We start from the raw sequence: 18,014 nt of genomic DNA, 5'->3' as shown, positions 1-18,014 counted from the left end.
CCGCTCCAACAGCCCTAATTCGGGCGCGCGGCGCGATGGTCTCATTGCCGCATGATCCCCGCTTTCGAAGCCACTGCCGCTTTCGCACCTTCCCTGATGCCGGCGGAGCGCGAGCAGGCGCTGCCGCTGGCGTCCCGGTGGTTGCGCAGGCTGTTGCGCCCGCAGTCCGCGGCCGCGCCCGATGCAATGGACCGCAGCACCGGGCTGTTCAACCGCGCCGGGCTGTTCGCCGCCGCCAAGGACGAGCAGCGCCGCCGCGGCGCCGGTGTTCCCGTCAGCGCGATCGTCCTGGAGTTCTCCGACCTGCCCGAGGTGCGCGACATCTACGGCGCCGCCATTGCCCGCAAGGTCGTCGACCGGCTCGTGCGACGGCTGCGCAGCGTGGCGGGCGCCCAGGGCCTCGTGGGCCGCACGGGCCCGATGCAGTTCACCGTGGTGTTCGTCGGCGCCGGCGAAGGCAAGGCCCTGAAGCAGTTGCAGCGCGGGCTGGGCCAGCCCGCGCGCGTGGAGTTCGACGCCGGCGACAGCGAGATCGTGCTGGTCCCGGAATTCGTCGTGGACGAAATGGAACCCGGCGCCCCCTCGCTCCGTGGCCTGTACGGGGACATGGCGCGCGAACTCGCGCGCATGCAAATGGACGAACGGCGCCGGCTGAACTACCTCACGTCCGAGCGCGAGCGGCATTCGCGGCCGATGGCGATCCGGCACTGAAGCGGCGCTTGCATGCCGCACAATTGCGGCATGTTGCTCGATGCGGACGAATGCCAGCTGGTGCTGGTGGACTACCAGGAACGCCTCCTGCCCGCCATCCATGACGGCCCGGCGGTGCTGCGCAACGCGGTGCGGCTGGGCAAGCTGGCGCCGCTGTTCGGGGTGCCGGTGTGGGGCACCGAAGAGAACCCGCAGGGCCTGGGGCCCAACGTCGCGGAAGTGCGCGCGCTGTGCGCGAAGACGCTGGCCAAGACGCATTTCAGCGGCTGCGCCGACGGGCTGGTCGAGATGCTGCGCCCACCCGCGCGCCAGGGCGGCAATGCGCGCAGCCTGCCCAAGCACCTGCAGAAGAACGCCCCCGAGACGGCCTTGCAACGCCCGGCCGTCGTGATCGCCGGCTGCGAGGCGCACGTGTGCCTGATGCAGACGGCGCTGGACCTGCTCGACGAGGAGTTCGAGGTGTACGTGGTGACCGACGCCTGCGGCTCGCGCACCGAGCGCAACCGGGACGCCGCCTTCGACCGGCTGGCGGGCGCCGGGTGCGAGCTCGTGACCACCGAGATGGTCGCGTTCGAGTGGCTGCGTTCGTCGGAACACCCGGCTTTCCGCAAGGTTCTGGAGCTCATCAAGTAGCCAGGAGGGGATATGACACGCTATGCCGATTTCCACCGCCGCTCGCTCGACGACCGCGATGCTTTCTGGGCCGAACAGGCCCGGCTGATCGACTGGAAGACGCCGCCGCGCACGATCTGCGACGACAGCCGGCCGCCGTTCACACGCTGGTTCGCCGGCGGCACCACCAACCTGTGCCACAACGCGGTCGACCGGCACCTGAAAGACCGCGGCGACCAGCCGGCGCTGGTCTACGTGTCGACCGAGACGGACACCGAGCGCACGTACACCTACGAGCAGTTGTTCGACGAGGTGAACCGCGCCGCCGCCGCGCTGAAGGCGCTGGGCGTGGGCAAGGGCGATCGCGTCCTCATCTACATGCCGATGGTGCCCCAGGGCGTGATCGCGATGCTCGCATGCGCGCGCATCGGCGCCATCCACTCCGTCGTCTTCGGCGGCTTCGCATCCGTGGCGCTCGCCTCGCGCATCGACGACGCAACGCCGAAGGCGATCGTCAGCGCCGACGCCGGTTCACGCGCCGGCAAGGTGCTTGCGTACAAGCCCTTGCTCGACGAAGCGATCCGCCTTTCGAAGCACAAGCCCCAGTCCGTCCTGCTGGTGGACCGCGGCCTCGCGCCGATGGAACGCATGCCCGGGCGCGACCACGACTGGGACGCCGCGCTGGGCGCGCAGGAAGGCGCGCGCGTCCCGTGCGAGTGGCTGGACGCGACGGATGTCAGCTACATCCTGTACACCAGCGGCACCACCGGGCGGCCGAAGGGCGTGCAGCGCGACGTCGGCGGCCACGCGGTTGCGCTCGCGGCCAGCATGAAGCACATCTACTGCTGCAAGGCGGGCGAGACCTACTTCGCGGGCAGCGACATCGGCTGGGCAGTTGGCCACAGCTACCTGGTCTATGGGCCGCTGATCACGGGCATGACGACCCTGATGTACGAAGGGATCCCGATCCGCCCCGACGGGGGCATCTGGTGGCGGCTGGTCGAGAAGTACAAGGTGAACTGCATGTTCACCGCGCCGACGGCGATCCGCGTGCTCAAGAAACAGGACCCGGCCTACCTGAAGCAATACGACCTGTCCTCGCTGAGGACGCTGTTCCTTGCCGGCGAGCCGCTCGACGAACCGACGGCGCGGTGGATCAGCGAAGGGCTGGGCGTGCCCGTCGTCGACAACTATTGGCAGACCGAGACGGGTTGGCCGATCCTCACGATCGCCAACGGCGTGGAAAGGCAAAGGAGCAAGTTTGGCAGCCCCGGCGTGCCCATGTACGGTTACGACGTGAAGATCGTGCACGAGCAGACGGGCGAGGAGCTCAAGGGCCACGACGAGAAAGGGGTCGTCGTGATCCACGGGCCGACGCCGCCCGGCTTCATGCAGACCGTGTGGGGCGACGACGACCGGTTCGTCAACACGTACTGGAAGACGGTGCCCGGCAAGATGGTGTACAGCACCTTCGACTGGGGCATCCGCGACGAGGACGGCTACTACTACATCCTCGGGCGCACCGACGACGTGATCAACGTGGCGGGGCACCGCCTCGGCACGCGCGAAATCGAGGAGAGCATCTCCAGCCACCCGAACATCGCGGAAGTCGCGGTGGTCGGCGTGGCCGATCAGCTCAAGGGCCAGGTCGCGATGGCCTTCGCCGTGCCACGCGACGCGAGCGCGATCGCCGACAGCGCCGGTCGCATGAAACTCGAGGGCGAGATCATGAAGGTGGTCGATGACCAATTGGGTGCTGTCGCGCGTCCTGCGCGTGTGCACTTCGTGAACCTGCTGCCCAAGACGCGCAGCGGCAAGCTGCTGCGCCGCGCGATCCAGGCCGTCGCGGAAGGCCGCGACCCGGGCGACTTGACCACCATCGAAGACCCCGCCGCGCTGCAGCAGGTCCGCGACCTGCTGCGCTGACGGCGGTGCCTAGCGCGGCGCCTGCCGCATCCCGTTCGGCACCGGCATCACCGTCGGTGCCGTCTTCGGTGCCGGAGCGGGCGGCATTGCTGCCGGGTTGACCGGCGCCGACTTCGGCAGCTGGCCGGGCGGCGTCGTCGGCGGTCCGTTGCCGTTGCCTCCGCCGTTGCCGGGACCCGGTGCCGGCGTCGGCGCGGGTGTCGGCGCAGGCGTCGGTGCGGGTGTCGGTCCCGGGGTCGGGGCGGGCGTTGGCGCCGGGGTGGGTGCCGGAGTCGGGGCGGGCGGCGGCGGCGACTGGCCGGGCGGGTTGCCCGCGTTGCCGTTGCCATTGCCGTTTCCGTTGCCTGGGCCGGGCGCCGGTGTCGGCGCAGGTGTCGGTGCGGGCGATGGCCCCGGAGTCGGGGCCGGGGTGGGTGCCGGAGTCGGGGCGGGTGGCGGCGGCGACTGGCCGGGCGGGTTGCCTGCATTGCCATTGCCGTTTCCGTTGCCTGGGCCGGGCGCCGGCGTCGGCGCAGGTGTCGGTGCAGGCGATGGCCCAGGGGTCGGCGCCGGCGTGGGTGCCGGAGTCGGGGCGGGCGGGGGCGGCGACTGGCCGGGCGGGTTGCCTGCATTGCCATTGCCGTTTCCGTTGCCCGGGCCGGGGGCCGGCGTGGGCGCGGGTGTCGGTGCGGGCGATGGCCCCGGGGTCGGCGCGGGCGTGGGGGCAGGCGTGGGCGCGGGGGCCTGGCCGGGGGCCGTGCCGCCACCGGCATTTCCGCTGTTGCCGTTGTTGCCCTGGTTGCCTTGGCCGGAATTGCCAACGCCGTTGCCGTTGTTGCCCGGCGCGGCTGTTGGTGCAGGTGTCGGCGCGGGTGTCGGCGCGGGCGTCGGTGCGGGCGTCGGTGCGGGCGTCGGTGCGGGCGTCGGTGCGGGCGTCGGTGCGGGCGTCGGTGCGGGCGTCGGTGCGGGCGTCGGTGCGGGCGTCGGTGCGGGCGTCGGAGCGGGCGTCGGAGCAGGTGTCGGCGCGGGCGTCGGTCCCGGCGTCGGAGCAGGTGTCGGCGCGGGCGTCGGTCCCGGCGTGGGAGCAGGTGTCGGCGCGGGCGTCGGTCCCGGTGTGGGAGCAGGTGTCGGCGCGGGCGTCGGTCCCGGTGTCGGTGCGGGCGTGGGGGCCGGCGTGGGTGCCGGGCTCGGCGCCGGCGTGGGCGAGGGCGGTGCGGAGGTCGGTGGCGGCGGTGCGGGCGTCGGCGACGGCGCGGGCGGGATCACCTCGTTCGTGCCGTCATGTCTCACCTGGTTGGCCACCACGCCGGGCTGCTGGCGGGGCTCGGGAATCTTCAGCGACACGCGCTGGTTCGTGCGGAACGGCGGTTCGGCGTTGCTGACGACGCGGGCCGTCTCGCCCTGCTTCAGGCCGATGCAGGCGATGGTGCAAACCTCGATCTCGTCCTTCTCGCCGGAAACGAGCAGCGTGCCGTCGGGGCCGTATTCGACGTTGAAGGCCGAGCCGCGGATGCCGATCGTGGCGGTGCTGGTCGTGACCTTGTAGTTCTCGCGGCCGCGCTTGCCGATCAGGCCGGTGATGGTGCGCATGCCGCCACGGATGAAGTCGACGAGGTAACGGTCCGACTTCGGGTCGCCGGTGTCGGCGTATTCGGTGATCTTGAAGAGCGAGTTCGCTCGCAGCGCAACGACGCTGCCGTCGGTGAAGCGGACCTGGGCCTGGCCGTCGGCGCCGGTGGAGATGGTGTCGCCGCTCTCGACGGTACGGCCGCGCGACAGCGCGCTCGAGTCCGCGCCGCGCCGCAGCTGGGCGTCGCCGGTCGTGAATTGCGCGACCCCTGCCGGCGCAGCTGCCTGAAGCGTCGGATACGCCAGGGCCAGCGACAGGATCAGGATCGCATTTCTTCGCTTGAAGGGGATACGCATGACGTAGCCCTCCTTTCAGAACTCTCGGCGGATCGCAACGGACCCGGCGAACTTGTGGTACCGCGCCAGCGGCACCGTGGAACTCGCTCGCGCCCACCCGATCTGGGGCGTGACGCGCCACTGCGGCATGGGGACCCACGACAGGCCCGCGGACAGGTTGAACTGGTTGTCGCGCCGCTGCACGAGGAACAGGGGGTCGGCTCCGCCGTAACGGCGGGCTTCGAAGCCGCCGGCCAGAAACCCGCCCAGGGCATCGGCAATGGGAAACTGCAAGCCGCCCCGCGCACCGACCAGGTGGTGGCCCAGGTGCTCGAAGCCCGCGTTGACGGTGTTCTCGACGCCGACATAGGCGCCCCCGTAGGCCCAGAGACCCTTTGCCGTGAGGTGCGCGTACGTGAAGCCGACCACGTGGCGGTTGGCATCCGACGTGTGGGACAGCGGATAGGTCAGGCGGCCGGTCTGGAAGTACAGGTTGAACTGGCGGAAGCCGTCGAAGCGGTACGTCCACTCCCCGACGAGGCCCGCATGGTCACGCACGCGGTCGTCGTCGATGGCATACGAGCCGGCCTGCAAGGCCAGCGTGTACTCGTCCCGCTCGACGCGGTAGGACGCGCCGGCGGAGATGTCGAACTGCCAGTTGCTCTGGTTGGCGTTGGCGCGCGCGAAGTCCTGGCGCCGCCCGATGGCCGTGCCGATCAGGGAAAACCGGGGGCCCAGCACGAGCCGGCCCGAGGCGCCGGCCGTCCATGCGCCGTACCAGCCCTTCTTCTTCGTGCCGGCCGGGTCCACCGCGAGGATCGTTCCGCCATAGGCGGGCACGGCCACGTTGTTCAGGCCCGGAGCGCTGTTGATGTTGCTGTCCCAGCCGGCCTGCGCTTCGAGGTAGCCCTTGGCGGAAGAGCGACCTTCGGCCTCGACGCGGTCGATGGCGTGCAGGAGCTGGTCGATCGTTTCGCCGGCGACGGCGGTGAAGCCCTTTTCCCGGCTCTCCGACAGGAGGGCGCGCGCGGCCTTGTGGTCGCCCACGCCGTACAGGGCGCGGCCCATTTCGGCGCGTGCACGCTCGTTTCCGGGCTGCATCGCGAGAACGCGCTCGAGGGCGATGATGGCGCGGGTGAACTGGCCGGCTTCGTTCGCGGCGATGGCGAACGGGAGGTCGAAGGCGGGATCCCCGGCCTTGTCGACCTCCTGCTCGGAAAGGCGGTCAAATTCCTGCTGCGCGGTGCCGCCGGTGCGGGTTTCCTGTGTCTCCCGGATCACCGCCGACGTCTGCGCGCTGACGGCGAGCGCGACCATCAGGGCGGCCCACACTGCTCCGTCCCGGGGCAATGGATGCAGGCGCGTGGCTAGCATGGCGACCCCCAGGGGTCAAAGAGGATGTTAGGGTCCACACGTAACAAACCCAAACGATTTGTTCACGGTTGTCGCGTATGTGCATTTGGTTACGCTCACGGATGGGTTGTTCGTAGGCATTCGGTATTCAAATCCGCGCCGCGCATGCCTTGACAACCCCCTGTGGCACAATCCGCACCGCACAACGGCCCTTCCAGCCACAGTCGCATCCGCCAACCGGTTCAGCCGTGACGCGGGAGGTTTCCCCAACCAGCTTCAGCTCCCTGCAGGGGAGCGGAAAGTAGCGAACGCATGAGTGAGACGAACTCCGTCTACACCGCCTACCAAGGCAACTCGTACCTTTTTGGCGGCAATGCCCCGTACGTCGAGGAGATGTACGAGAGCTACCTCGCCAATCCCGGCAGCGTCCCCGACACCTGGCGCCAGTACTTCGACGCGTTGCAGAACGTGCCGGCCGTTGACGGCACCAACGCCCGGGACATCCCGCACCTGCCGGTCATCAATGCCTTCGCCGAGCGCGCCAAGCAGGGCGGCACGCAGGTGGTCGTGGCGGCCGGCGCGGACCTGGAAACCGCGCGCAAGCGCACGGCCGTCCAGCAGCTGATCGCCGCCTACCGCAACGTCGGCGTTCGCTGGGCCGACCTCGACCCGCTCAAGCGCGCCGAGCGCGAGAAGATCCCCGAGCTCGAAGCGTCGTTCTACGGCTTCTCCGACGCCGACCAGGAAGCGATCTTCAACACCAGCAACACGTTCTTCGGCAAGGAGAGCATGTCGCTGCGCGAGCTGATCAACGCCCTGCGCGAGACGTACTGCGGCACCATCGGCGCCGAGTACATGTACCTGAGCGACCAGACGCTCAAGCGCTGGTGGCAGCAGAAGCTGGAATCGATCCGCAGCAAGCCCAACTTCACCGCGGAAAAGAAGCGCCACATCCTCGATCGCGTCACCGCCGCCGAGGGCCTTGAGCGTTTCCTCCACACCAAGTACGTCGGCCAGAAGCGCTTCTCGCTCGAAGGCGGCGAGAGCTTCATCGCGGCGATGGACGAGCTGATCCAGCGCGCCGGCGAGAAGGGCGTGCAGGAAATCGTGATCGGCATGGCTCACCGCGGGCGCCTCAACGTGCTGGTCAACACGCTCGGCAAGATGCCCGCCGACCTGTTCGCGGAGTTTGACCACACCGCCAAGGAAGACCTGCCCGCAGGCGACGTCAAGTACCACCAGGGCTTCAGCTCGGACGTGTCCACGCCCGGCGGCCCGGTGCACCTGTCGCTCGCGTTCAACCCCTCCCACCTGGAGATCGTGAACCCGGTGGTCGAAGGCTCGGTGCGCGCGCGCATGGACCGCCGCGCCGACCCGAAGGGCAAGCAGGTGCTGCCCATCCTCGTGCACGGCGACGCCGCCTTCGCGGGGCAGGGCGTGGTGATGGAAACGCTGGCGCTCGCCGAAACGCGCGGCTATTCCACCGGCGGCACGGTGCACATCGTCATCAACAACCAGATCGGCTTCACCACCAGCGACCCGCGCGACAGCCGCTCCACGCTGTACTGCACCGACGTCGTCAAGATGATCGAGGCGCCGGTGCTGCACGTGAACGGCGACGACCCCGAGGCCGTGGTGCTCGCTGCGCAACTGGCGCTCGAATACCGGATGGAGTTCCAGAAGGACGTCGTCGTCGACATCATCTGCTTCCGCAAGCTGGGCCACAACGAGCAGGACACGCCGGCGCTCACGCAGCCGCTGATGTACAAGAAGATCGCGCAGCACCCCGGCACGCGCCGGCTGTACGCCGACAAGCTCGCCGCACAGGGCATGGGCGAGACGCTCGGCGACGACATGGTCAAGGCCTACCGCGCCGCGATGGACGCGGGCAAGCACACGGTCGACCCGGTGCTGACCAACTTCAAGAGCAAGTACGCGGTCGACTGGTCGCCGTTCCTGAACAAGAAGTGGACCGACCAGGCCGACACGGCGATCCCGGTCGCCGAGTGGAAGCGCCTGGCCGAGCGCATCACCACGGTGCCGGCGGACTTCACCGTCCACCCGCTCGTGAAGAAGGTCCTCGAGGACCGCGCGGCGATGGGCCGGGGCGAGGTGAACGTCGACTGGGGCATGGGCGAGCACATGGCCTTCGCCTCGCTCGTGGCCAGCGGCTATCCCGTGCGCCTGTCCGGCGAGGACGTGGGCCGCGGCACCTTCACGCACCGCCATGCGGTGCTGCACGACCAGAACCGCGAGAAGTTCGACGAAGGCACGTATGTGCCGCTGCAGAACGTCGCCGACAACCAGGCGCCGTTCGTCGTCATCGACTCGATCCTGTCGGAAGAGGCGGTGCTCGGCTTCGAGTACGGCTATGCGTCGAACGACCCATTGACGCTCGTGATCTGGGAGGCGCAGTTCGGCGATTTCGTCAACGGCGCGCAGGTCCTGATCGACCAGTTCATCGCGTCGGGCGAGGTGAAGTGGGGCCGCGTCAACGGCATCACGCTGATGCTGCCGCACGGCTACGAGGGGCAGGGCCCCGAGCACAGCTCGGCGCGCCTGGAGCGCTTCATGCAGCTGTCGGCCGACACCAACATGCAGGTCGTGCAGCCGACGACCGCCAGCCAGATCTTCCACCTCCTGCGCCGCCAGATGGTGCGCCCGCTGCGCAAGCCGCTCGTGATCATGACGCCCAAGTCGCTGCTGCGGCACAAGGACGCGACCTCGCCGCTGTCGGAGTTCACGCGCGGCGGCTTCCAGACGGTGATCCCCGAGTCCAGGGAGCTGAAGGCCGACAAGGTCAAGCGCCTCATCGTGTGCTCGGGCAAGGTCTACTACGACCTGGCGAAGAAGCGCGACGAGAAGGGCGACGAGAGCGTGGCCATCCTGCGCGTGGAGCAGCTGTACCCCTTCCCGCACAAGGCGTTCGCGACGGAGCTGCGCAAGTACCCGCAGGCGAACGAAATCGTGTGGTGCCAGGACGAGCCGCAGAACCAGGGCGCGTGGTTCTTCATCCAGCACAACATCCACGAGAACATGGCCGAGGGCCAGAAGCTCGGTTACGCCGGCCGCCCCGCGTCGGCTTCGCCCGCGGTGGGCTATGCCCACCTGCACGTCGAGCAGCAGAAGGCGTTGGTCGATGCGGCGTTCGGCAAGCTCAAGGGCTTCGTCTTGACGAAATAAGCAGCGAGCCGACGGCCCCGCGAGGAGCGGGGCCTGCTCGCACGCGCACGAACAAATTCAAGGAAAACTCAAATGGCTCTCGTGGATGTGAAGGTCCCGCAACTGTCCGAGTCGGTGGCGGAAGCGACCCTCCTGCAATGGAAGAAGAAACCGGGCGAAGCCGTCGCCATCGATGAAATCCTGATCGAGATCGAGACCGACAAGGTCGTGCTCGAAGTGCCGGCGCCCAGCGCGGGCGTGCTGGCGGAGATCGTGCAGCCCGACGGTGCGACCGTCGCGGCCGACCAGGTCATCGCCAGGATCGACACGGAAGGCAAGGCCAGCGCCGCGGCGCCGGCGGCCGCCAAGGCCGCTCCGGCTCCCGCGCCCGCGCAAGCCGCGGCGCCGGCCGGCGCTGGCAAGGGCGACATCGCCATGCCCGCCGCGGCGAAGATGATGGCCGACAACGCCATGGCGCCCGGCTCGGTGGCCGGCACCGGCCGCGACGGCCGCGTGACCAAGGGCGACGTGATCGGCGCCCTGGCCGGCGGCGGCGCGAAGGCCGCCGCACCGGTGGCGGCCCCGATCGCCACGCCCAAGCCGCTCCCGCAGGTGTCGGCGCCGGTGAGCGCGCCCGACCTGGGCAACCGCCCCGAGCAGCGCGTGCCGATGACGCGCCTGCGCGCGCGCGTGGCCGAGCGGCTGCTGCAGTCACAATCGACCAACGCCATCCTGACCACGTTCAACGAGGTGAACATGGCCCCGGTGATGGACATGCGCAAGAAGTTCCAGGAGAAGTTCGAGAAGGAACACGGTGTCAAGCTCGGGTTCATGTCCTTCTTCGTGAAGGCCGCGGTGCACGCGCTCAAGAAGTACCCGATCCTCAACGCCAGCGTCGACCAGAACGACATCGTCTACCACGGCTACTTCGACATCGGCATCGCCGTCGGTTCGCCGCGCGGCCTCGTCGTGCCGATCCTGCGCAACGCCGACCAGATGTCCTTCGCCGACATCGAGAAGAAGATCTCCGAGTACGGCGTGAAGGCGCGCGACGGCAAGCTGGGGCTCGAGGAGCTCACCGGCGGCACGTTCTCCATCTCCAACGGCGGCGTGTTCGGCTCGATGCTGTCGACGCCCATCATCAACCCGCCGCAATCGGCGATCCTGGGCGTGCACGCGACCAAGGACCGCGCGGTGGTCGAGAACGGGCAGGTCGTCGTGCGCCCGATCAACTACCTCGCCATGAGCTACGACCACCGCATCATCGATGGCCGCGAAGCCGTGCTGGGGCTGGTGGCGATGAAGGAAGCGCTGGAAGACCCGGCCCGCCTGCTCTTCGACATCTGAGGAAACGACGATGGCAAAGAACTTCGACGTGGTCGTCATCGGCGGCGGCCCCGGCGGCTACATCGCCGCCATCCGCGCGGCGCAGCTCGGCTTCAACACCGCCTGCATCGACGAGTGGAAGAACAAGGACGGCAAGCCCGCGCCGGGCGGGACCTGCACGAACGTCGGCTGCATCCCCTCCAAGGCGCTGCTGCAGTCCTCGGAGAACTACGAGGAAGCCGCGAAGCACTTCGGCGACCACGGCATCAACGTCGGCAGCCTGTCGCTGGACGTCGCGAAGATGCTGGCCCGCAAGGACCAGGTCGTGAAGCAGAACAACGACGGCATCCTGTTCCTGTTCAAGAAGAACAAGGTCACCTTCTTCCACGGCCGCGGCTCGTTCGCGGGCGGCGCGCAGGGTGCGTGGGAAGTGAAGGTTGGCGACGAGACGCTGGTCGCGAAGAACGTGATCGTCGCGACGGGTTCCAACCCGCGCGCGCTGCAAGGCGTGCCGTTCGACGAGGAGTCGATCCTGTCCAACGACGGCGCGCTGCGCATCCCGTCGGTGCCGAAGAAGCTGGGCCTGATCGGCTCCGGCGTGATCGGCCTGGAGATGGGTTCGGTGTGGCGCCGCATCGGCTCGGAAGTGACCGTTCTCGAGGCGCTGCCCACCTTCCTTGGCGCGGTCGACGAGCAGATCGCCAAGGAGGCCAAGAAGGCCTTCGACAAGCAGGGCCTGAAGGTCGAGCTGGGCGTGAAGGTCGGCGAGATCAAGAAGGGCAAGGGCGGCGTCTCGGTGGCGTACACCAACGCGAAGGGCGAGGCGCAGAAGCTCGAGGTCGACAAGCTGATCGTCTCGATCGGCCGCGTGCCCAACACGATCGGCCTGAACCCGGAGGCGGTCGGCCTGAAGCTCGACGAGCGCGGCGCCGTCCTCGTGGACGACCAGTGCCGCACGAACCTGGCCGGCGTCTGGGCGATCGGCGACGTGGTGCGCGGCCCGATGCTCGCGCACAAGGCCGAGGAAGAGGGCGTCGCGGTGGCCGAGCGCATCGCCGGCCAGCATGGCCACGTCAACTTCAACACCATCCCCTGGGTGATCTACACCAGCCCCGAGATCGCGTGGGTCGGGCAGACGGAGCAGCAGCTCAAGGCCGCCGGCGTGAAGTACAAGGCGGGCACCTTCCCGTTCATGGCCAACGGCCGCGCGCGCGCGCTGGGCGACACGACCGGCATGGTCAAGTTCCTGGCCGACGCGACGACGGACGAGATCCTCGGCGTGCACATCGTCGGCCCGATGGCCAGCGAACTGATCTCCGAGGCCGTGGTGGCGATGGAGTTCCGCGCGTCCGCCGAGGACATCGCCCGCATCTGCCACGCGCATCCGTCGCTGTCCGAGGCGACGAAGGAAGCCGCGCTGGCCGTCGACAAGCGCACGCTCAATTTCTGAGGCCCCGCGCGACGTGCCCTCGGTTCGCGCTGTCTACGAATCCGAGCTGCTCGCGCGCGGCTATGCGAGCGACCCCGCGCAGCTGCGCGCCGTGGAGGCGCTCGAGCGCTGCGCGAGCGAGTGGGCGGACTTCAAGGAGCAGCGCTCCAACGTCCTCAAGAAGCTGATCAACCGGCCCGACATCCCGCGCGGCGTGTACATGTTCGGCGGGGTGGGGCGCGGCAAGAGCTTCCTGATGGACTGCTTCTACAAGGCGGTGCCGATCGTGCGCAAGACGCGGCTGCACTTCCACGAATTCATGCGCGAGGTGCACCGGCAGCTGGCTGACCTCCAGGGCACCGTCAACCCGCTCGACGAGCTGGGCGAACGCATGTCGAAGAAGTACCGCCTGATCTGCTTCGACGAGTTCCACGTCGCGGACATCACCGACGCGATGATCCTGCACCGGCTGCTGGTGTCGCTGTTCGAGAACGGCGTGGGTTTCGTCACCACGTCGAACTTCCGCCCCGACGACCTCTACCCCGACGGGCTGCACCGCGACCGGATCCTGCCCGCGATCGCGCTGCTCAACGAGAAGCTCGAAGTGGTCAACGTCGACAACGGGGTGGACTACCGGGCGCGCACGATGGAGACCGTGCGCCTGTACCACACGCCGCTGGGTGAGCAGGCCGATGCCGAGATGGACGAGGCTTTCACGCGCCTGGCGGAGACGCAGGACGAGGACCCCGTGCTGCACATCGAGCAGCGCGAGATCCGCGCCCGGCGCAAGGCCGGCGGCGTGGTCTGGTTCGATTTCAAGACCCTGTGCGGCGGCCCGCGCTCGCAGAACGACTACCTGGAGATCGCGACGCAGTTCCACACCGTGCTGCTGTCGGACGTGCCGCAGATGCCCCCTCGCATGGCCTCCGAAGCCCGGCGGTTCACGTGGCTCGTGGACGTGCTTTACGATCGCCGCGTGAAACTGATCATGTCGGCGGCCGTGCCGCCCGAGGCGTTGTACCTCGAAGGCCCGCTGGCGCACGAATTCCCGCGCACGGTGTCGCGCCTGGCCGAGATGCAGTCGGCGGAATTCCTGGCGCTGCAGCACCGCATGGTCGACACGAGCCTCACATGAAACGGTTGTTCCTTCTGTCGCTGGCCCTGGCCGCCGCCGCGCATGCGCAGGACGAAGACGCGTCCGTCGCCGCCGAGCGCGCGCGCCTGAAGCAGCAGCGCGAGAAGGCCGAAGCCACCTACAAGGCCGACGAGAAGGCGTGTTACGGCAAGTTCGCCGTCAACGATTGCCTGGCCGCCGCCAAGGCCAGGCGCCGCGAGGTGGTGAGCGACCTGCGCCGGCAGGAGATCGCGCTGAACGACGCGCTGCGCAAGCGCAAGGCGGCCGAGCGGCGCAGCGAGATCGACGAGAAGAACGCCCAGCAGCGCGAACGTGCGGCCAGCGCACCGGAGCGCGCGGCGTCGCAGGCCGACCGCGGCTTGCGTTCCAATGAGCGCGCGGCAGCCAAGGCCTCGCAAGCCGATGGGTCCGCGGCCAAGGCCGCGCAGCGCGAGCGCGACATCCAGCAGCGCAGCGCCGAGCAGGCGGCGGCGAAGCAGCGGCGCGACGCCGAGGCGGCGAAGAACGCGAAGGAGCACGCCCGGCGCGTCGCCGACGCGAAGGAGCGCGAGGAGAAACTGCGCAAGCGCCAGGCCGAGCGGAAGAAGCCCGCGGCCAGTTCGCTGAAGGACCCGGCCTAGGCCGTCACGCTTCCAGCGGCTCGACCTTGACGATGGCGAGCGACAGGTTGTCGCCGCCCCCGCGTCCGCGCGAGCGCGCCTTCTCGATGAGGAACTCGGTGGCTTCGCGCGGCGACAGCGACGACAGCACGGAGCCCAGTTCGTTCGGCGAGAAGTAGTGCCACACGCCGTCGCTGCAGCACATCAGCACGTCGCCGGGCTTGAGTTCGGGGATGACGTGGTGCGTGATCGGCGGGTCGTCCTCGGCGCCGAGGCAGCCCATCAGGATGTTCGACTGAGGGTGCACGTTCGCCTCTTCCTCGGTGAGCTCGCCCCGGTCCACGAGCGTCTGCACGTACGAGTGGTCCATCGTGCGCTTGGCGAGGCGGCCGTTCTGAAAGTGGTAGATGCGCGAATCGCCGGCATGCACCCAGTGGCAGTCGCCGTTGGGGTTGATGATGAAACCGGCGATGGTGCTGTGCGGCTCCTGCTCGGAGGAAATCGCCGTCAGCTTGATGACGATGTGCGACTCCTGCACGATCTGCGTGAGCAGCGAGCTGGCGTCGTCGTGGTCGGGCGAGTAGCGGTCGAACAGCTGCTTGGCCGTGAGCATCACCTGGTCGGAGGCCTTGCGGCCGCCGCTGCGGCCGCCCATGCCGTCGGCCACGACGGCCATGACGCAGCCGGGCACGCGCGCGTGCGCGATCAGGCGAACTTGGTCCTGCTGGTATTCGCGGTCCCCCTTGTGGATCCCCGTCGAGGCCGTGAGTCGGTAGCCTTTGCCCATGTTTGATGCGACAACTGAAAGCCTTATTATCAACGCAGCGGACCACGGGCCCAAGTAAAGGGCGCAAATTGGAAACCAACCTGCATTCGCCGGAGCGCCGTTTGATCGAGCTGCGCATGGAGCACGCCGACCTGGACGCGCTGATCGACCGGGCCGCCGAACAGTCTCCCGTGGACGAGCTCATGCTGCGGCGGCTCAAGAAGAAGCGGCTGCAGCTGCGCGACCAGATCGCGAAGCTCGAGCTGCAGCTGGACCCCAAGGAACCTGCCTGATACTCCCCCGATGACGTTGGACGACCCGGTGCGCGAAGCTTTCGCGGCGGGCGGCGTGCTTTCGCGCGCCGCCGAGCACTTCCGCCCGCGCACGGGGCAGACCCGCATGGCGCTGGCGGTCGCGCGCACCATCGCCAATGGCGGCTCGCTGGTGGTGGAGGCGGGCACGGGCGTCGGCAAGACCTTCTCGTACCTGGTGCCGGCCCTGCTGTCGGGCGAACGCGTGCTGCTGTCGACCGCCACCAAGACCCTGCAGGACCAATTGCACGGCCGCGACCTGCCGCGCTTGGTCGAGGCGCTGGGCCTGCCGGTGCGCATGGCCTTGCTCAAGGGCCGCGCCAGCTACCTGTGCATCCACCGCATGGAACTGGCCCGGCGCGATGCCGGCTCGGTCGACCGCGCCGCGCTGCGTTCGCTGGCGAAGATCGAGGAATGGGCCCAGGTGACGCGCACCGGCGACCTGGCCGAGCTGCCGGGGCTGGACGAGCGCTCGCCGCTGATCCCGCTGGTCACGTCCACGCGCGAGAACTGCCTGGGCGCGCAGTGCCCGAAATTCCGGCAGTGCCATGTGAACCAGGCGCGCAAGGAAGCGTTGGCGGCCGACGTCGTGGTGATCAACCACCACCTGTTCTTCGCCGACCTGGCCGTGCGCGAGTCCGGCATGGCCGAGCTGTTGCCGACCGTGCGCGTCGCGATCTTCGACGAGGCGCACCAGCTGAACGAGACCGGCGTGCAGTTCCTGGGCGCGCAGCTCACGACGGGCCAGCTGCTGGACCTCGCGCGCGACACTTTGGCGGCCGGCTTGCAATTCGCCCGCGGGTTGGTCGACTGGTCGCGCGCTGCCTCGAACCTGGAACGGGCGGCGCGCGACCTGCGCCTGGCCGTCGGCCGCACTGTGCAGGGCGCGCGGCTGCGCTGGGTCGATGAAGCGCCCGAAGGCCTCGACGCGGAGTCATGGCGTGGTGCACTGGCGCAGCTGCGCGACACGCTGGCCGAGACCTACGACGCGGTGAACTCGGTGTCGGAGATCGCGCCTGATTTCTCGCGCCTGATCGAGCGGGCCCACGAGCTCGGCCGGCGCGTGGACCTGTTCATGGCGCCCGCGGATGCCGACTCGGTGCGCTGGGTCGATGCCGGCACGCAGCTGCGCCTCGTCGAGTCGCCACTGGACATCGCGCAGGCGGTGCGCGAGAAACTGCTGCGCGAGGGCGAGGCCGATGCGTCGACGCGCGCCTGGGTCTTCACGTCTGCGACGCTGGGCGACGACGATCGCCTCTCGTGGTTCACCGAGCCGTGCGGGCTCGCGGAATCCGAGGTGCTGCGCGTCGAGAGCCCGTTCGACTATGCGGCGCAGGCTGCCGTGTACGTGCCGCGCGACCTGCCGCGTCCCAACGATCCCGGACACAGCGGCGCCGTCGCGAAGCTGGCCGCACAAGGCGCGCTCGCGCTGGGCGGGCGAACGATGGTGCTCACGACGACGCTGCGGGCGCTGCGCGCCATCGGCGAGGAGCTCCAGTCGCGCTTCTCGGGCACGGGCGAGCTCGAGGTGCTGGTGCAAGGCCAGTGGCCCAAGCGCCGGCTGATCGAGCGTTTCCGCGAGGGCGACGCGATGGGCCGGCCGGGCTGCGTGCTCGTCGCATCCGCGTCGTTCTGGGAAGGCGTGGACGTGCCGGGCGAAGCGCTGCAGCTGGTGGTCATCGACAAGTTGCCGTTCCCGCCCCCGGGCGACCCGCTGGTGGAAGCGCGCTCGCAGCGGCTCCAGTCGCAGGGCCGCAACCCGTTCAACGACTACTTCGTGCCGGAGGCGGCCGTGGCGCTCAAGCAGGGCGCGGGGCGCCTGATCCGCCGCGAGTCCGACCAGGGCGTGCTGGTCGTCGGCGACACGCGCCTGGCGACGATGGGCTATGGCAAGCGGCTGATGGCGGCATTGCCGCCGATGCGCGTGCTGGGCTCGAAGGAGGAGTGGCTGGCGGCGCTGGACGCGCTCACCAGAACATCCACCACGGGCGATCCGGACCCTTCGAACCCCTGGTGAGGTACTCGCTCTTCGGGTAGTTCTTCTCCATCACCCGCCGCGTGTCGGCAGCCAGCGCCTGCAGGCCCAGCTGCTCGTACGAGCGCATCATGATGAAGAGGGCTTCCTCGACCGCCGGCACGTCCTGGTAGTCCGTGATCGCGTTCTGGGCGCGGTTGGCCGCGGCCACGTAGGCGCCGCGGCTGAAGTAGTAGCGCGCCACGTGCACCTCGTACGCCGCCAGCGAGTTCACGATGTAGCGCATGCGCGCCCGCGCGTCGCCGCTGTACTTCGATTCGGGGAAGCGGGCCACGAGCTCGCGGAAGGCCTCGAACGATTCCTTGGCCGCCTTCTGGTCGCGCTCGGACAGGTCCTGGCGCGCCAGGAACGACATCGGGCCGAGGTTGTCGTTGAAGTTGACGATGCCCTTCAGGTACAGCGCGTAATCGGTGGCGGGGCTGGCCGGGTGCTGCTTGAGGAAGCGGTCGATGGTCGCCAGAGCGGCACCCTGGTCATTGGACTTGTACTGCGCGTACGCCTTCTCCAGCTGGGCCTGCTGCGCGAGCGGCGTGCCGGCGGCGCGGCCTTCGAGCTTCTCGAACAGCGGGATCGCCTTGTCGTAATTGCCCGACGACATCTCGTCGCGCGCGTCGGCATAGATCCGGGCCGGCTGCTGCCGGGCCGTCTTGTCCTCGCCGAAGGAGGAGCAGCCGGCGACAAGCGCCGCGAGGAGGGTTGCCGTGGCGGCCAGCGCGAGGCGGCGGCCGTGGGCGGAAGACGTCTGTGCCATGGGTGGCGATGATA

The 18,014-nt window shown here is 69.1% G+C and carries 14 protein-coding genes; 10 read left to right on the top strand and 4 right to left on the bottom strand.

Annotated elements, in window-relative coordinates; translation table 11 throughout:
* Positions 1 to 51: 51 nt before the first annotated feature.
* Genes WG903_RS14195 through WG903_RS14185 form a run of 3 tightly spaced genes read left to right on the top strand, consistent with a single transcriptional unit; the run spans position 52 to position 3,249 of the window.
* Positions 52 to 711 carry a GGDEF domain-containing protein gene (locus tag WG903_RS14195; RefSeq protein WP_340076471.1) on the top strand — a complete coding sequence of 220 codons (660 nt, stop codon included), beginning with the start codon at positions 52 to 54 and terminating at the stop codon, positions 709 to 711.
* A 30-nt stretch (positions 712 to 741) separates the two neighbouring features.
* Positions 742 to 1,344, top strand: coding sequence for an isochorismatase family protein (locus WG903_RS14190; RefSeq protein ID WP_340076469.1), 603 nt, complete (start codon positions 742 to 744; stop codon positions 1,342 to 1,344).
* Between the two features lie 12 nt (positions 1,345 to 1,356).
* On the top strand, positions 1,357 to 3,249 hold the full coding sequence (locus tag WG903_RS14185; RefSeq protein WP_340076467.1) for a propionate--CoA ligase: 1,893 nt from the start codon (positions 1,357 to 1,359) through the stop codon (positions 3,247 to 3,249).
* A gap of 9 nt (positions 3,250 to 3,258) precedes the next feature.
* Here WG903_RS14185 and WG903_RS14180 read toward each other — a convergent pair whose 3' ends face one another.
* Together WG903_RS14180 and WG903_RS14175 are read right to left on the bottom strand one after the other, a co-directional pair.
* Entirely contained in the window at positions 3,259 to 5,154 is a 1,896-nt protein-coding gene (locus WG903_RS14180) for a FecR family protein (RefSeq protein WP_340076465.1), read from the bottom strand.
* 15 nt (positions 5,155 to 5,169) lie between these two features.
* On the bottom strand, positions 5,170 to 6,450 hold the full coding sequence (locus tag WG903_RS14175) for a tetratricopeptide repeat protein (RefSeq protein WP_340076462.1): 1,281 nt from the start codon (positions 6,448 to 6,450) through the stop codon (positions 5,170 to 5,172).
* Between the two features lie 348 nt (positions 6,451 to 6,798).
* Here WG903_RS14175 and WG903_RS14170 point away from each other — a divergent pair, with 348 nt between their 5' ends.
* The 5 genes from WG903_RS14170 to WG903_RS14150 all read left to right on the top strand — a co-directional run bounded on the left by WG903_RS14170 (position 6,799) and on the right by WG903_RS14150 (position 14,158).
* Positions 6,799 to 9,669, top strand: coding sequence for a 2-oxoglutarate dehydrogenase E1 component (locus WG903_RS14170; RefSeq protein WP_340076460.1), 2,871 nt, complete (start codon positions 6,799 to 6,801; stop codon positions 9,667 to 9,669).
* A gap of 72 nt (positions 9,670 to 9,741) precedes the next feature.
* The gene (gene odhB, locus WG903_RS14165; RefSeq protein WP_340076458.1) at positions 9,742 to 10,995 is read left to right on the top strand and encodes a 2-oxoglutarate dehydrogenase complex dihydrolipoyllysine-residue succinyltransferase; all 1,254 of its coding nucleotides are present in this window, start codon (positions 9,742 to 9,744) and stop codon (positions 10,993 to 10,995) included.
* Positions 10,996 to 11,005: 10 nt separating this feature from the next.
* A complete protein-coding gene (lpdA, locus tag WG903_RS14160; RefSeq protein ID WP_340076456.1) occupies positions 11,006 to 12,424 on the top strand; it encodes a dihydrolipoyl dehydrogenase in 1,419 nt (472 codons plus the stop codon).
* Between the two features lie 13 nt (positions 12,425 to 12,437).
* Positions 12,438 to 13,538, top strand: coding sequence for a cell division protein ZapE (zapE, locus tag WG903_RS14155; protein WP_340076453.1), 1,101 nt, complete (start codon positions 12,438 to 12,440; stop codon positions 13,536 to 13,538).
* Positions 13,535 to 14,158 carry a hypothetical protein gene (locus tag WG903_RS14150; RefSeq protein ID WP_340076451.1) on the top strand — a complete coding sequence of 208 codons (624 nt, stop codon included), beginning with the start codon at positions 13,535 to 13,537 and terminating at the stop codon, positions 14,156 to 14,158. The genes zapE and WG903_RS14150 overlap by 4 nt, the downstream gene beginning before the upstream one ends.
* 4 nt (positions 14,159 to 14,162) lie before the next feature.
* On the opposite strand, the gene WG903_RS14145 is transcribed toward WG903_RS14150, so the two are convergent.
* Positions 14,163 to 14,924, bottom strand: coding sequence for a PP2C family protein-serine/threonine phosphatase (locus WG903_RS14145; RefSeq protein ID WP_340076448.1), 762 nt, complete (start codon positions 14,922 to 14,924; stop codon positions 14,163 to 14,165).
* A 68-nt stretch (positions 14,925 to 14,992) separates the two neighbouring features.
* Between WG903_RS14145 and WG903_RS14140 the strand changes: the two genes are divergently transcribed.
* Both WG903_RS14140 and WG903_RS14135 read left to right on the top strand, forming a co-directional pair.
* Positions 14,993 to 15,196 carry a YdcH family protein gene (locus WG903_RS14140; protein WP_340076446.1) on the top strand — a complete coding sequence of 68 codons (204 nt, stop codon included), beginning with the start codon at positions 14,993 to 14,995 and terminating at the stop codon, positions 15,194 to 15,196.
* Positions 15,197 to 15,206: 10 nt separating this feature from the next.
* Complete coding sequence (locus tag WG903_RS14135) at positions 15,207 to 17,231, top strand: ATP-dependent DNA helicase (protein ID WP_340076444.1); 2,025 nt, start codon at positions 15,207 to 15,209, stop codon at positions 17,229 to 17,231.
* Here WG903_RS14135 and WG903_RS14130 read toward each other — a convergent pair.
* Positions 17,182 to 18,000, bottom strand: coding sequence for an outer membrane protein assembly factor BamD (locus WG903_RS14130; protein WP_340076442.1), 819 nt, complete (start codon positions 17,998 to 18,000; stop codon positions 17,182 to 17,184). The two genes, WG903_RS14135 and WG903_RS14130, sit on opposite strands and share 50 nt — an antisense overlap.
* Between the last annotated feature and the right edge of the window lie 14 nt (positions 18,001 to 18,014).

Source organism: Ramlibacter sp. PS4R-6 (genome assembly GCF_037572775.1).
Taxonomy (GTDB): Bacteria; Pseudomonadota; Gammaproteobacteria; order Burkholderiales; family Burkholderiaceae_C; genus Ramlibacter.
This window is presented reverse-complemented; position numbering and strand designations above follow the sequence as displayed.

Bases quoted from the DNA above. Each gene is read 5' to 3' on its own strand.
- WG903_RS14195 (WP_340076471.1), top strand. From the start codon at position 52: ATGATCCCCGCTTTCGAAGCCACTGCCGCTTTCGCACCTTCCCTGATG.
- WG903_RS14190 (WP_340076469.1), top strand. From the start codon at position 742: ATGTTGCTCGATGCGGACGAATGCCAGCTGGTGCTGGTGGACTACCAG.
- WG903_RS14185 (WP_340076467.1), top strand. From the start codon at position 1,357: ATGACACGCTATGCCGATTTCCACCGCCGCTCGCTCGACGACCGCGAT.
- WG903_RS14180 (WP_340076465.1), bottom strand. From the start codon at position 5,154: ATGCGTATCCCCTTCAAGCGAAGAAATGCGATCCTGATCCTGTCGCTG.
- WG903_RS14175 (WP_340076462.1), bottom strand. From the start codon at position 6,450: ATGGTCGCGCTCGCCGTCAGCGCGCAGACGTCGGCGGTGATCCGGGAG.
- WG903_RS14170 (WP_340076460.1), top strand. From the start codon at position 6,799: ATGAGTGAGACGAACTCCGTCTACACCGCCTACCAAGGCAACTCGTAC.
- odhB (WP_340076458.1), top strand. From the start codon at position 9,742: ATGGCTCTCGTGGATGTGAAGGTCCCGCAACTGTCCGAGTCGGTGGCG.
- lpdA (WP_340076456.1), top strand. From the start codon at position 11,006: ATGGCAAAGAACTTCGACGTGGTCGTCATCGGCGGCGGCCCCGGCGGC.
- WG903_RS14150 (WP_340076451.1), top strand. From the start codon at position 13,535: ATGAAACGGTTGTTCCTTCTGTCGCTGGCCCTGGCCGCCGCCGCGCAT.
- WG903_RS14145 (WP_340076448.1), bottom strand. From the start codon at position 14,924: ATGGGCAAAGGCTACCGACTCACGGCCTCGACGGGGATCCACAAGGGG.
- WG903_RS14135 (WP_340076444.1), top strand. From the start codon at position 15,207: ATGACGTTGGACGACCCGGTGCGCGAAGCTTTCGCGGCGGGCGGCGTG.
- WG903_RS14130 (WP_340076442.1), bottom strand. From the start codon at position 18,000: ATGGCACAGACGTCTTCCGCCCACGGCCGCCGCCTCGCGCTGGCCGCC.